General features: G+C 68.2%; 14 protein-coding genes. 10 read left to right on the top strand and 4 right to left on the bottom strand.

Annotated features, from left to right (window positions below; translation table 11 throughout):
* Positions 1–264: 264 nt before the first annotated feature.
* Positions 265–1,059: a hypothetical protein gene (locus ACFC0G_RS38470; RefSeq protein ID WP_341622944.1), complete on the top strand. Its 795-nt coding sequence runs from the start codon at positions 265–267 to the stop codon at positions 1,057–1,059.
* Positions 1,046–2,215 (top strand): helix-turn-helix domain-containing protein, encoded by a 1,170-nt coding sequence (locus ACFC0G_RS38475; RefSeq protein WP_376413326.1) that lies wholly within the window; start codon positions 1,046–1,048, stop codon positions 2,213–2,215. Before ACFC0G_RS38470 ends, ACFC0G_RS38475 begins: the two co-directional genes overlap by 14 nt.
* A 181-nt stretch (positions 2,216–2,396) precedes the next feature.
* Here ACFC0G_RS38475 and ACFC0G_RS38480 read toward each other — a convergent pair whose 3' ends face one another.
* Positions 2,397–2,636: a hypothetical protein gene (locus tag ACFC0G_RS38480; RefSeq protein WP_341622942.1), complete on the bottom strand. Its 240-nt coding sequence runs from the start codon at positions 2,634–2,636 to the stop codon at positions 2,397–2,399.
* 160 nt (positions 2,637–2,796) lie between these two features.
* Between ACFC0G_RS38480 and ACFC0G_RS38485 the strand changes: the two genes are divergently transcribed.
* From ACFC0G_RS38485 to ACFC0G_RS38510, 6 genes are all read left to right on the top strand, one after another.
* Positions 2,797–4,026: a helix-turn-helix domain-containing protein gene (locus ACFC0G_RS38485; protein WP_376413328.1), complete on the top strand. Its 1,230-nt coding sequence runs from the start codon at positions 2,797–2,799 to the stop codon at positions 4,024–4,026.
* A gap of 55 nt (positions 4,027–4,081) precedes the next feature.
* Positions 4,082–4,528: a hypothetical protein gene (locus ACFC0G_RS38490; RefSeq protein ID WP_341622938.1), complete on the top strand. Its 447-nt coding sequence runs from the start codon at positions 4,082–4,084 to the stop codon at positions 4,526–4,528.
* A complete protein-coding gene (locus ACFC0G_RS38495; RefSeq protein ID WP_341622936.1) occupies positions 4,525–4,740 on the top strand; it encodes a hypothetical protein in 216 nt (71 codons plus the stop codon). The genes ACFC0G_RS38490 and ACFC0G_RS38495 overlap by 4 nt, the downstream gene beginning before the upstream one ends.
* Before the next feature lie 115 nt (positions 4,741–4,855).
* Positions 4,856–5,413, top strand: coding sequence for a hypothetical protein (locus ACFC0G_RS38500; protein ID WP_376413330.1), 558 nt, complete (start codon positions 4,856–4,858; stop codon positions 5,411–5,413).
* Positions 5,410–6,090, top strand: coding sequence for a phytanoyl-CoA dioxygenase family protein (locus ACFC0G_RS38505; RefSeq protein WP_341622933.1), 681 nt, complete (start codon positions 5,410–5,412; stop codon positions 6,088–6,090). Before ACFC0G_RS38500 ends, ACFC0G_RS38505 begins: the two co-directional genes overlap by 4 nt.
* Before the next feature lie 44 nt (positions 6,091–6,134).
* A complete protein-coding gene (locus ACFC0G_RS38510) occupies positions 6,135–6,560 on the top strand; it encodes a hypothetical protein (protein WP_341622932.1) in 426 nt (141 codons plus the stop codon).
* A 33-nt stretch (positions 6,561–6,593) separates the two neighbouring features.
* On the opposite strand, the gene ACFC0G_RS38515 is transcribed toward ACFC0G_RS38510, so the two are convergent.
* Positions 6,594–7,829 (bottom strand): MFS transporter, encoded by a 1,236-nt coding sequence (locus ACFC0G_RS38515; protein WP_376413332.1) that lies wholly within the window; start codon positions 7,827–7,829, stop codon positions 6,594–6,596.
* Between the two features lie 105 nt (positions 7,830–7,934).
* Here ACFC0G_RS38515 and ACFC0G_RS38520 point away from each other — a divergent pair, with 105 nt between their 5' ends.
* On the top strand, positions 7,935–8,789 hold the full coding sequence (locus tag ACFC0G_RS38520; protein ID WP_376413334.1) for a hypothetical protein: 855 nt from the start codon (positions 7,935–7,937) through the stop codon (positions 8,787–8,789).
* 33 nt (positions 8,790–8,822) lie between these two features.
* Here the strand turns inward: ACFC0G_RS38520 and ACFC0G_RS38525 are convergent, their stop codons facing one another.
* Positions 8,823–10,025 carry a hypothetical protein gene (locus ACFC0G_RS38525; protein WP_376413336.1) on the bottom strand — a complete coding sequence of 401 codons (1,203 nt, stop codon included), beginning with the start codon at positions 10,023–10,025 and terminating at the stop codon, positions 8,823–8,825.
* A 698-nt stretch (positions 10,026–10,723) separates the two neighbouring features.
* Positions 10,724–11,737 (bottom strand): hypothetical protein, encoded by a 1,014-nt coding sequence (locus tag ACFC0G_RS38530; RefSeq protein ID WP_376413338.1) that lies wholly within the window; start codon positions 11,735–11,737, stop codon positions 10,724–10,726.
* Between the two features lie 175 nt (positions 11,738–11,912).
* Between ACFC0G_RS38530 and ACFC0G_RS38535 the strand changes: the two genes are divergently transcribed.
* Complete coding sequence (locus tag ACFC0G_RS38535; protein WP_376413340.1) at positions 11,913–12,044, top strand: hypothetical protein; 132 nt, start codon at positions 11,913–11,915, stop codon at positions 12,042–12,044.
* Positions 12,045–13,280: the final 1,236 nt, after the last annotated feature.

Genomic DNA, 13,280 nt, shown 5'->3' on the forward strand with positions numbered 1-13,280 from the left:
CCCAAAGGGTCTGGGACCGAGGAAGCAGCCATCCCCCGGTGGACAGAGCATCTGCCCTACTGCTTACGGGAGCAGTGCACAGCTAAGGAGCGCTGGCCCGGCAGTTCCCTCGCTCATACAAGGTGTTCGGGGTGTCAGGCCGACGACGAACAAGCGGCAGGCGTGTCGAACGCCAAAGCAGTTGTGCAAAATCTCAGACATCAACTAAAGTCAGCGGCGCACTGGAATGCTTCGATGCGTAGTCCGACCCGAGGAGTCGTCCGCATGAGTATGCCTTCGTCGTTGTGGACGACCGACGTGTTCGGCGAGCACGCAGCAGACGTACGTCGCCGCGTAGGGCAGGGCCTGCGGAACATGCAGGCCAATGCACAGGCCGCCCAGGAGCAAGGCTCCTCCCGCACCACCCGCGTGTACGGCACCAGCCGATACGAGAACCAGTACGAGCGGCTTCAGGACGAGCTCAAGAAGGTGCCTGGCGCCCGTGCGGTCAAGCCGTTCCAGTTCTCTTACGAGCTGATGCTCATCGGCAACGGGCTGATCTACCCGTTCCGGTACTCCAAGACCAAGTCAGACGTCCGTAGCGCGCGCATCCCCAGCGAGTCCCGGCTGGTACAGGAGCTCTTCACGTTCGCGCCAGCGCCGAAGCACATTCAGGATCCCTTCGACCTCGACTTCGGGCCGACGGTCCCGATCGCCGAACCGCGCGGCGCTTTGGCAACGGTCCCGCAGGACACCCAGCTGGTCCTCGTGCCCTTCGCCTGCAACGCCTCCGAGCTCCTCGAGGCGTACTGGGGCATCGCGGCGCTCGGAATGAACCGGCAGCTGGAGTGGGCCACCGATCCCGAGCCGCTTCACCTGCCTCAGGAGGTCACCTCGTACACGCTGCGACCGATCAGCATTCCGAACCAGGTCACGGCACACACCAGCTTCGCCGACGGAATCGAACCCACCCTTACGCTGTCCTCTCGTACCGCCTCGGACCAGGCTCTGCACGTCCCCGTGCAGAGCGAGGCAGAACCTGTCGAGGACCAGACCAGCGAAGACGATGCGACCCACTAAGCAAGAGCTCATCCCCGGTACGGAAGAACGAGGCACCACGCCACGTGCTATCTCCGACGGCTTCGATCCCACCCGGCTGACCCAAGCCCGTCGTCTGGCTGAGATGACGAAGAAGGACGTGGCTGTCCAGCTCGGGGTGACGCCTGCCGCTGTGGGTCAGTACGAGACGGGGGTGTCGAAGCCGCGACCTGACTTGATCCCCCGGCTCGCGGAGATCCTCGGAGTTCCGGTGACGTTTTTCCTGCTGGGGAGGCCGGCCAATCGGCTCGACGCTTCCATGGCCCATTTCCGGAGCCTGCGCAGCACGCCGAAGTCTCAGCGAGAGCGTGCGCTCGCCTTCGCGGAGCAGATTTGGGAGCTCACGTACGCGCTGGAACAGCGGATCCAGTTGCCTCTCGTCGATCTACCCGGCTTCGCTGGTGGGGAGGTCCATCCCGGTGAGGAGCTGTCCACCGACCCCGTGTCCGCAGCCCGCGAGCTTCGCAGGCGCTGGGGTCTCGGCGACGGCCCTGTCACGCATCTCGTGAGGCGGATGGAGTCTCACGGAATCGTGGTGGTCATGCCGCCTGCCAGCGATCCCTCCGCTGCGAGCGTGGACGCTTTCTCCACCCGGGCAGCACGGCCCCTCGTCGTTCTGACCGCGAACCGGGCCGACGATATCTACCGACACCGGTTCACGGCTGCCCATGAGTTGGGCCACCTTGTGCTTCACGGTGACGCCACTGGTGACAGCCGTCAGGAGAAGGAGGCTGACACCTTCGCAGCCGAGTTCCTGACCCCCCAGGACAGCATCCTTCCGTTCCTGCCGCAGCGAATGGATTTTGCCCGCCTGGCCGAGCTCAGGGGAGTCTGGGGGGTCTCCCTCCATTCGCTCGTCTACCGATGCCGCGAGCTGGGGCTGATCTCCGACGCGACTGCCAGCAGGACATACCAGCGCCTACGCGCTCTCGACGGCCAGCCGGGCTTCACCGCGGAATCCGTCTCGAACTTCCCCGGTGAACAGCCTTCGCTGCTTGGACAAGCCTTCGAGCTGGCTGCCAAGGAAGCGGGCCTATCGGTTTCCCAACTTGCTCATGAGTTGGCGTGGACAAGCAAGAGGGTGCAGGACCTGCTGGGCGTTCAGGAACAGAGGCCGGTGCTCCGGCTGGTCCAGTAGCAGCTCCGCTCGACCTGAGGAGCCGCGGCCGCCGTTCGCTCTTCGGGAGGCACTCGCGGTGCCGCCCTGTTGCGTACAAGGTCGACAGGGGCACCAGACAGCGCCGGTGGAGGGCGCCGGCAGCACCCTCCACCTGTTCCGCTACGCCGTGAGCTTGTGCAGGCAGAGCACTGCCGACCGCTCAGCCGTTGCTGTGGCTGAGGACGTTGCCATTCGTGCAGTGGTTGACGGTGTTGCCGTCCCACGCGCTGCCCACCGGGACGACCGCCAGCTCCTGGAAGCAGACGGCTGCAGCGCTGAAGTTCCAGTTGTTGGCGGCGTTGACCCCCGGCCCAAAGTTGCTGTCGTTGTCAGCGTGGGCAGGGGCAGCCAGCGCCAGGCTCGTCAGAGCCAGGGCAGTCACAGAGATGATCTTCTTCATGATCCGCCAACCGGCGGCGATCGTCCGTGGTTACGGCGGCACAGCAACAATCCGCCTGACGCCTCTCACTCCGCCGCCCATCTGGGTACCGTGCTGGTGACGAACTCTGCACGGATCCCAGTGATCAGCTCGGCGGTCCGACGGTTAGGGAGGTGTCCTGATGCTGGAGGAAGCCGAGGAGATCGGCCGGCGCGTCCGCAGGGCGAGGCTGCGCCTCGGGATGCCACAGGCGGATCTCGCAACGGCGCTGGGCAAGTCGCAAGGCTGGGTGTCCAAGATGGAACGGGGCCTAATCGAGCTGGACCGGGTCGGGCTGCTCAACCAGGTCGCCGCCGAGCTGCACGTCCACCCGAACGACCTGATCGGGCGCCCGTACAGCAGCTCCCCCGACGACAACCAGTGGCAGGTCGCCGCCTCGTCGATCCTGCGCGAACTGCGCCGCTACGACCTCACTCCGGCCTTCGACGGGACGCCGCGGCCGGCCCCTCAGTTGTGGCGGGAGGTGACCCGGCTCCACCGCCTCCGGGACACCGCTGCCAGCGTGGCGATCCTCCGCGTCCTGCCGGACCTGTTCCGCGAGGCGCGGGCGCTGGCTGAGGTCGCGGAGGGGCACGAGCGGGAGGAGGCGTACGCGATCTACGCCGTGTGCTGCAAGTTCGCTCACACCGCCGCCCACTCGCTCGGTCACCCCGAGTTGGTCGCTATGGCCTGTGAGCGGGCGGCGTGGTCGGCCCGCCTGTCCGGGGACCCGGTGCTGCCGGCGGTCGCGGACTGGATGCGGGTGTGGGACATGTGGGCGACAGCCGACTGGGCGGACGCGCTGACGCTCTCGGACAAGGCAATCGGGTCGGTGCAGCAGGCGTACGAGGACGGTGACCCGCTGGCTGTACGGGCCTGGGGCACGCTCCAGCTCCGGGCAGCCGTCTCGGCCGCCCGCGCGAGCCGCGCGTCCGAGGCGGAGGACCGGATCGGGTACGCGAAGGATGCCGCCGAGCGGATGGACGCCTACGTCGGGGCTCCCGTGTACGACCGGCACTCGCTGACGTTCTCCGCCGGAAACGTGCAGATCCACGCGATCAGCGTGGCCCTGGAGATGGGTAAGCAGGGCAAGGCTCTGGAGATAAACCGGCGCACGAGTCCGAAGCTGGTTGGCGCCCTGCCCAACTCCCGTCAGGGGCATCACCACATGGACATCGCGCGGGCCTGGCTGTGGGACGGCAACCGGGGCCAGGCTCTCGTCGAGCTGGAGACCGCCGAGCGGATCGCACCCCAGCTCGTAAGGAACCACCCTATCGCCCGCTCCACGCTCCGCAGCATCGTCTACGCCGAACGGGCAGCCACACGTGAGAAGTTGCGGCACATGTCCGACCGCTTCCACCTGGACGGATAGGGGGCGTATTCCTCCGGCTCATATTCAGGGGCACGGCCGTCCCTAACTTCGGGGCATGACCGGACGACGCCTCCCCCATCCCCCCTCCCAGGGAGCCGAGTTAGGAACCGCGGCTCCCTTCTTCCCCCAGCTCGGGGACCTCGCCGCCGACACTGCCCGCAGCGGCCGGGTCGGCGTCGTGGTCACCCTCCCCGGCGAGGACTCCGCCACCACCTACCACCTGCGACCGCCCGGCGGCGGCCCCGCCTGGTCCGCGCCGGCGGACGGCACGACGCTGCGCCCGGTGCCGGCGCAGGTCACCCACGCCACGCTGCTGCCCGGCCGCGACGCGGTCTACGACCCGCGCGCTCGCCAGGGCTCGGTGCCCGTGGAGTTCCACCTGGAGGACGGATCCACCCGCGAGGGAGCCCTCGTCCTCACCGCAGTCGAGTTCGAGCGGCTGTACGCGCAGACCTGCCGCCTCCTCGACAGGCACGAGAACGTCCTCGGCCAGGACTCGTGAGCAAGGCCCGCCATCGCTTCCCGCGGCCGACGCCCTTCGTACGGGCAGACCGCAGCGGCCGAATCGCCCTGACGTTCCTCACCTTCGCCGGTCTGGTTGGTCCCGCCTGGGCGTTGCGTACCCACGCCGACCAGCTTCTCGACACCGCCGGCCACGGATCGGTCGTGACCACGCCGGACGCCGTGCCACCGCCCCTCGCCACCGGCCACTGAACGGCCCTCCGCCGAGGAGACCCGGAGCCTCCCCGCACCGCTCCCGCACCACTCGGCGGAGGGCGACCAGCCCCGTACTCGTCCTCGTACTCCCGACACGCGAACGGTGAAGGTAGTGACCACCTCCCTAGAACCGACCACTACCGGCCGAGAGCCGGACAGGCACCTGGTGCAGTCGCTGCTCCTGCACACCCCTCGCGGTCTCGCCTACGCCGACGAGCGCGACGAGGACCGCTCGGTCGAGGGCGTACTCCTGAACAGGGTCACCGCACATGCCGTGTCCGACCGGGCAGCCATGGAGGGGCTGCTGTGCCGGGACTGCTCCGTGCCAGCCGTACGGACCAACGCGGGCGTCCTGTGGCTGCTACCGCTCCCGACGAGCGCTCACCGGTGGGACGGCTGGCCCGAGGGCACCCTGACCACCGAGCCGCCCGTGTGTCTCCAGCACTCCACCCCGCCCCGGTCGGGCATCGGACACCGGGCCTTCTTCGCCGCCGAGGCCGAGATCGTCGGAGTCCACGGAACGCTCCACCCGGCGCCGAGGCTCCTGGCCTCCCCGGTCGAGCGGATGCTGCGCTTCAGCGACCCGCGGATGCCGTGGATGGTCGCCACCCACTTCGTACGGCAGCTGGGGCGGCTCACCCCGGCCGACGAGCAGGGAGAGGCACGGTGACCGGCCTTGGGCCGCTCGGCCCCGACGGAGTCCGCAGGGTCAGGGGCTGGGCCACGCGGGCCGCCGCCACCGCCCGTGCCGCCCACCTGACCGCTGCCTACCGGGCCGACCGCACGGAGGTCGTCCGCAACCCGCACCTGACCGCCGAGTGGGCCCGGCACACCGTCCACTCCCCGGCCCTTCTCAGCGCCGTACGCCAGGCCATCGGGCCGGACATCGCCGTGGAGAACACGTTCCTGGTGATCAAGTGGCCCGGCCGGCCCTTCGAGGTCCCGTGGCACCAGGACGGCATCAACGACCGGATCGTGCTCGATCCGCGTCGCTCGGTCGCCGCCTGGCTGGCTCTGACCGACGCCGATGAGACCACTGGCTGTCTCCGCGTCCTCCCCGGTTCCCAGCGGCGCGGCTACCTGGCTTACGACGCCGAGCCGGACGCGGGAGCCGTGCGCGGCCGGGCTCTCGGCATCACCGGCGTCGACCCGTCCGAGGCATGTCCGCTGCCTTCACAGGCTGGGGACGGCTGCCTCATGGACGTCCGCCTCGTCCACGGCTCGGACTCCAACACCGGGGCCGGCGTCCGCATCGGCCTCAACATCCGCTTCGTCGCGCCCGGCGGCTGCACGGTCCGCGACGGCTCAGACCCCAGCCTGTACCCGGTCTCCGGGACCGGCTGGTAGCTCCACCCATCCACGAGATCCATCCACGAGAGGAGAGCACCACCGTGACCATCCTCAAGGAGTTCCTCGCCCAGGACGCGCCCGCGCGGGTCCGCGTCCTGAACGGCGAGGACACCGACGCCGCCCGCCGCGGCGACAAGAAGCCCGTCGTCCGCAGCGAGTGCACCTACTACTGCCCGGACGAGGCGACCGCCCGCCGCTGCATCGAGGCGCTGGAGGAGTCGGACAGGCGGCTGCGCGAGCGCCCGGACGAGCTGATGCTCTGGGACTGGCAGGCCACCTACTTCGAGGCCGAGCAGGACAACGCCAACGGCGGCGGCACGGTCATCCTCGGCGTCGCCTGGTACGACGAGGAGTTCTTCACCGACCGGCGGGACGCCTGGTTCGGCGTGATGCACCAGCGCATCTACAAGGACCTCGGCATCCCGCTGGAGAACATCGAGGTCTCCCACTGGCGGCTGATCGCCTGACGACCGGCCGGTGAGTGAGCGGGCCCGGGGCAGCTAGCGGCCCCGGGCCCGTTCGCTCGCGCCCGCCCCGACGGGCTCCTGGACGCCGGAACCAACGGGAGTCCAGCGGGCAGCGAGGACCGCGCCGAGCAGCCCGACGCCGACCAAGCCGAGGCCGGCCACGGCGAAGGCGAGGCTCGGACGGTTGGCGGCGAGCGCGGGCACGAACAGCATCGAGATCGTCCCAGCGGTGCGGATGACCGTTAGGTCCACGGACATCAGGCGCAGCCGGTGGGCAGGAGGAAAGCCCGACAGGTGAGTGACGAGAGCGACTTGGACGAACGGATTGACCGCCCCCAGCAGAACGGACAGCGCCAGCAGCGCCGGGACCGACCCCGCGAGCGCGATCGCGGCGAGGGCCGCGCCGGAGACCGCCCAGGCCAGGCAGTAGAAGGCCGGCAAGTTGGGCGGCAGGCGAAGGTTCCCGGCGAGACCGTTTGCCGCGAGGGCTCCGGCCCCCGTGGCGGCGAGCGCGGCTCCGTACGTCCCGGCGCCGGCGCCGAGCTGGAGGGTGATGAAGGCCGGCAGCGCGAGGGCGACGGTGTGGGCGGCGATGCCGACGCCGTGGATCCCGATGGCGACGGCTGTGTCCGGTCGTGTGCGCAGCAGCATCCGGGCCTGGGCCGGGGCCGTTTCCTTCCCCTGAGTACAGTCCCGCCGCACTACCGGGCTGCGGCGGGCCAGGACGGTGAGGGCGACGGCGGAGACGAAGAAGGTGGCCCCGTCCAGCCAGAACAGGGTGGTCATCGGCATGACCGCGAGGAGCAGCCCGGCCGCGCCGGGCCCGGCGATCCGCGCGATCCGGCCCGACAGGTCCATCAGCCCGCTGACCGTCTGGACGTCCCGCTTCTCGACAAGCTCGGGGGTCAGTGCACCGAGGTTCGGATCGAACACGGCCCCCGCGAACCCGGCCACGAGCACCAGCGCGAGCGCCCCGACCAGCCCGAGATGCGCCCACGCCAGCGGCAGAACAGCCACCAGCGCGGCCCGCACGACGTCGACCGCCGCCAGCGCCCTGAGCGAGCCGAACCGGCCCACGAGGCGGCGCCCGACGGTGCCGAGCACGATGTACGGGACGGACTCGGCGATCGCCACGAGGCCCATTGCGAACGCCCCGGACTCCTCGAAGGCGATCCACATGACCGCCATCGCGTACAGCCGGTCTCCGAAGACCGACAGGGCCTGGCCCACCCACAGCGTGAGCACGGACCGGCTCCGCAGCAGTCGCACGTAACCCAAGATCACCACCGGTCCAGGAACGAACAGAACCCGGCGACACCACAGAGCACCGGGAACGCACGTCACCCTAGAGCACCACGACAGGAGAGTCAGTCGATGTCCGAAGAAATCAGGATTCCCAGTGAGGCCATGGCCTCCGTCGAATCCCACTGCGGACGACCGGTGCGCTGGGAGATCGTCAGCAGCCGTCGAGGATCCACCGTATGGAAGGGCACCGGCCCCGCCGCCTCGGTCGCCCTCAAGGCGGGCCAGGACGAAGGTGTCCCGATCACCTCCCGAGAGATCGCGGTCGCCGAACACATGCCGGGCCACAGCCCGCTCATCGCCTCCGGCAGCACCAGGGCCACCTCCTGGCTGATCACCCCGTGGCACGACGGCCCGTCCACCTGGGACGTCTTCCACACGGTCCGCACGACCCGCGAGGGCACGCAAGAGGCCCGGAACGCGGCCGTCGACCTCTGCCTCGCAGTCGCCGACCTCCACCGACAGGGTTGGGTCCACGGCGACCTCCAGCCCGAACACGCGATCCACACGAAGACCGGCATCCAGCTCATCGACTGCACATGGGCCGCCTCCCCCACCCTCACCCCCTCAGGGACCTTCCAAGGTGGCCTCCCTCACCTCCTGGCCCCCGAACTGGCCGCCGAGATCGAAGCCGGCCACCGCCCGGTCAAGGTCACGCCAGCTGCGGAGACCTACACCCTCGCCGCGACCCTCTGGCGTGCCGCCACCGGCAGATGGCCGTTCGACTACACCGCCGCAGCCAACGCCGAGGGCCCCATCACAGGCCCCAGGGCCCGCCAGCTGATCGCCGGTGGTCAGCTCCCACCGGCACTCGCCCCACAGTGGCCCGCCTTGCTCTCTGTCCTGCGGACCGCCATGGCCACACTTCCCGAGGAGCGCCCGTCCGCCCACGCCCTTGCGCTACTCGTCACCGACGGCCTGCTCTGACACGGACACTAGGGGAGCTTCTGCCAGGTCCAATCAGGCGTCGACCTCTGCCGGCGCACCGTCCGATGAGACGCCGATCTGGGCGAGAGAGAGACCAAGCAACAAGGCTCCCTCAAGGCCGTTGAGCAAGGAAAGCAGTTGGTCCTTCTCTTCCTGGGTGCCGCTGTCATCGTGCTTGAACTTCTGGAGGCTGGTGCGAGTTGCGACGATCACTCGAGCCAGGGCGTCGTGGACGAGGAACGGCCCCTGGCCGTCGTCGTACTGGCTGGCTTCTCTGGCCACAGCACCACCGCGATAGACGAAGCAGAGTGCCTCAGCCCTCTTGGTCGGCAAGGTGGCGCCGTCCTTTTCAAAGGTGAGTAGCGGCTCGTCCGGCAGACAGGCTTCAGCCCATGCCACAACTTCCTCCTTGGAGAACGTCTCTCGCATGACCCGGTCGATGAGCTCGATCAGAGAGTTGGCTGCCTGCGAGATCCCGTCCTCCGAGTGCATCAGGGCGTCCTTGGCGCCCCTGATCTTTCTGACGAGCTGAGCGTTTTCGCGCTCCAATCTCTTGACCGAGGACTCCGCTACCCGGTGTCTGACGCTAGCGACGATCTCCGTCAAATTTTCCGGGCTCCAGCTGGAAAGGTCAGAGGCGGTAGCGGCTGTGAGCTGCATGGGCAGCGTAGCGATGACCTTCTCCCCGACCTTCTCGTCGATCATGGCAATTCCCCGAGCCAGCTCGATGCTGAGAAGGTCGGCCCTGGAGACTGCCTTTCGCTGGTTCTCCGTCATGTTGTTGAGCGCGTCGCTCCACGCCACGGCGAACGGCATCAGTGCCCGAATCCCCCGCCGAAATGCCAGTGCTACGACCGCGCTGTCTTCCTTGAAGGCCTCAACCAAGCGCCGAAACTCGGCGGCCCCCAGGAGCCGGAGCGCGAAGAGCTGGTAGTTCCTGCCCTTGAACGAGTTCATCCAGGCAGTCGCCTGGTCGCGGTCCTGCAGCTGGGCAACGGTGAACCCGATCCCGGCTTCCACGTCGTCAAGGGTGAACTCCTCGAAGAAGGCGTCGAGCCGGTCTTGCCAAGGCTGAGAGCTGTCGTCCATCAGCAGACGACACAGCGAGACCAGCAGGTCAGCGCCGACGACAGCCGCATCGTCGAGCTGCAGGGCCTTGCGAATATCGGGGTCGAGGCGTCGGATGAGCTCCGCAACACGCGATCGCCGACCCTCATCAACCACAAGATCCTGCATTGTCGCCTCGCTCTGCCCGCGCCACGCCAATCGATTGCAGATAAAAGTACTCAGATCCGGGCGGATACATAAGTGATTTGTCGGGACGCCCGCATGACACGGCCCGGCCTCAAGAAGTGTTACCGTCCCGGCGGTCGCTCCGTTCCGCTCAGAGCTGTTCCCCCGCTGCTGCGTCCGGCTGTCCGACGCCGTGCCCCATCCGTGCCCTTCGGGACGGTGAGCAGCGGTCAACACAGGTCCCAGCTGAGCAGACAAAAGACGATCTATACGCGCCTTTTCCCAGGTCAGACACGTGATGATCAAGCTGAGTAGCGGTGATTCCCAAACTTATAGCGCGGGTTCAATTCTCGTCATCCGCTCCGCGCCAAAGCCCCAGGTCACTACCTGGGGTTTGTTTATTGTCTAGACCTTTCGAGGCTCGCGTGCCATAAACCGCCCGAATGGGGCGTCAGGCCGTCGCCACGACCCACCGCGGATCACCTCGCCCGCGCGGTGCGGCCCGGCGTCAGTGTCGGAAGCGGGGACACGAGCGGCCGGGCGGTCCCGGACAGCCCGGAGTGCCCGCGGTCAGCAGGCACGCGCTGGAGCCGGACGGTGGCTGCCGAGCCCCGAGGCGCTCGCTGCGGTGACCCTGTGGGTGGCAACCACGCACCTGCAGACGGGCTGGCAGCACGCGCGACCGTGAGGCTAGCCTGCTTTCACGGCAGGCTGGTTGTCGATGCCGGTGTGTCGGTAGATTCGGCGCCCCGACCACGTCCTTGCAAAAGGCGCGTGAGATCCCATCCTGTTTCGGGAGTGAGGGGCCCCTCGTCCTCCGGGCCGATTCCGAGTTGGCGGGCGAGCGCGCGGGCATGCAACTGCGTGCTCGCCTCGATGAGCTGCGCGTAGGTGTCGGCGGCATTCCGGGTGCGGCGCCAGGCGGTGGCCGCAGTGACACAGGCGATGACGAGCCCCGGCCACCAGATCACCGTGAGCGCGAGGTAGAGCAACGCCCAGGCGGCCAGGGTGGTGGCCCGCGTCTGGGCCTCACGGGCCGCGTTGATCTCGGTGCGTTCGACCTCGGGCAGGCTGAGCCACAGCGATGGCCAGACGACTCCGAGATCGAGGCGGAAGGTCTCCTCGAGACGGACCATGACGGCATGGACGCGGTCACCGGTCCACGTGGTGCGTTGGGGTTCGAACTCGGAGATGCGAGTCATCCGTTGGTACGCGGCGTCGAGGGAGGTGTCTCGTCGGACCGGTACCTGGTCGCCCGTACGGGCGTGTGGAACGGACCGTGCGGCCAGGGCTGTGCGGCGTGCGGCGGCGTCCCATTCCCGCATATAGGCGGCCCGTTCGCGTTGCCACCTGCGGCGCCGCCTGTCGACGCATCGTCGAGCGAGTTGCCGCAACGGGGGTGGCCAGGAATCCCACTGGCTCGCCAGCACGGCGTACTCACACACTGAGCCAAGGGCTTGGGCGGCAAGCCCGGCCGCAGCCGAGACAAGTAGAAGCACCACCATGGCAACGGCCAAGCCGGGAAGGCCAGCCACTTTGACCGCAGTCGTCCAGTGCTTCACGTGGCGCACCAGTAGGGCGAGGTCAAGGGCATGGCCATGCCCGAGCATCCGGGCGGCCGAGACGGCCGAGACGAACAACGCGCCGGGAAGTACCAGCAGAGACAGCCAGCGCTCCGCCAACTTGCCGCCGAGCGTCGCCAACAGACCGCCCATGTCAGAGCAACGTCTGGCGCAGCGCCAGGCTGTCGATAGCGCAGGTCGGAATGGGGGCGATCGGATCGGGCCGGCTATACCGGCTGCAACGCCCGGTCGGGCAGATCAGGAGAGCTTCCCTTGGCCGAGAGGCCACGGCACCGACGAGCCGCAGACCACTTGCTCGGGATCGGTTGTGGCCGTACACGCCCAATACATCACCTGCTGCCTGCAGGGCCACGTGGAGGTCGCTCAGGGCAGCTCCGACGTCCCCGCCGGCGCGCACAGCCTCCAGGAGGCGGTCCAGCGGTTCGGCGGCTGGTTCTAGTGCTTCGCGGATCCCCGCCGCATCCCCGCAAACGTATGAAACCGCGTCCGCCAGCTCATCATCTGACCCATCGGCCATTTGCCCCCCCAGGAGTCGTCGGTCCCACTCACGTGGCGCCTGCAGTGGCAGTTGGCGCGTGGAGCTGGCCCGGAAGGACGATATCGCAGAAGTGCTGGCAATCGAGTTGCCATGAATGGATGGCGTTGGCAACGACACGCGACAGTAGGACCTTTGATGGCCCCTCAGTTGCGACATCCGCCGGGATCGCCGCCTGCCTGGCTGGCACCATCGCAGGAGAGCCAGATACAGCGCCAGCCGGGAGCCCCCTTGTACCAAGATCACCTGAAGACCGCGATGGAGCAGCTGAGTTCGGCCCGCTTGGCTGCTGATCCTGCAGTCGCGCTCGGGCCCGAGATCCTCGCCAACGCGCAGCTACTCAGGCGGAGCCTGCAGAAGGGCGAGGGTGGCGTCGAGGGGTGGCTGGTGCTGGGATGGGTGTACTTCTACCGCATCAGGGCTCAGGAGCCAGGGACAAGCCGAAACGACTGGATCGCCGCTGTCGAGGCGTTCACACCCTGCTTCATCGCTGACGTAGAGCCCCTACCCGAGGTTTTACTGCCCGTCATTGTCGACAGTGTCGTGATCAGCGCGACCTCGATTCTCGAAAGAGTCGACCGGTCCGAGGTTCGCGCAGTTGTCCGACTGTGGCACCGCATCGTTGCGGCCACCGCACCGGATGACCCCATGCGAGCCCGGCGCCTGTCACATCTGAGCATTGCCCTTCAGCGGCAGTTCGACATGCTCGGCGACCCACGGGACCAGGATGCTGCCGTCGCTTTCGCCGAGGAGGCGGTGAAGATCACTCCAGCGGATCATTCCCCGCCCGCGGAGGTTCTATTCAACGCGGGCTCCTTCGCGTGGAGCAGGTTCGGAGTCACCCAGGAGCCTGCTGACCTCGATAAGGCCCTTGAATACATGCAGCGGGCCGTGGCCGCAGGCCTTCCTGACTCACCGCTCCAGGGAGAAGCCCTGATCACGCTCGCGGTGGCTCTTCAAGAACTCTTCCAACGCCGCACCGATCCATCCGCCCTCGACGAAGCGATTGCTGTCTTCAGGCGTGCAGTTGTGGGGGGGGGGGGGGGGGGGCGGCGCCCCCCCCCCCCCCCGGGGGGGGGGGGGGGACCCCGGGGGAGCCGAGTAAAAAGAGGACGGGCCGGCGGCCGAGGGGAGGGCGAT

Source organism: Streptomyces sp. NPDC056169 (assembly GCF_042268445.1).
Lineage (GTDB): Bacteria > Actinomycetota > Actinomycetes > Streptomycetales > Streptomycetaceae > Streptomyces.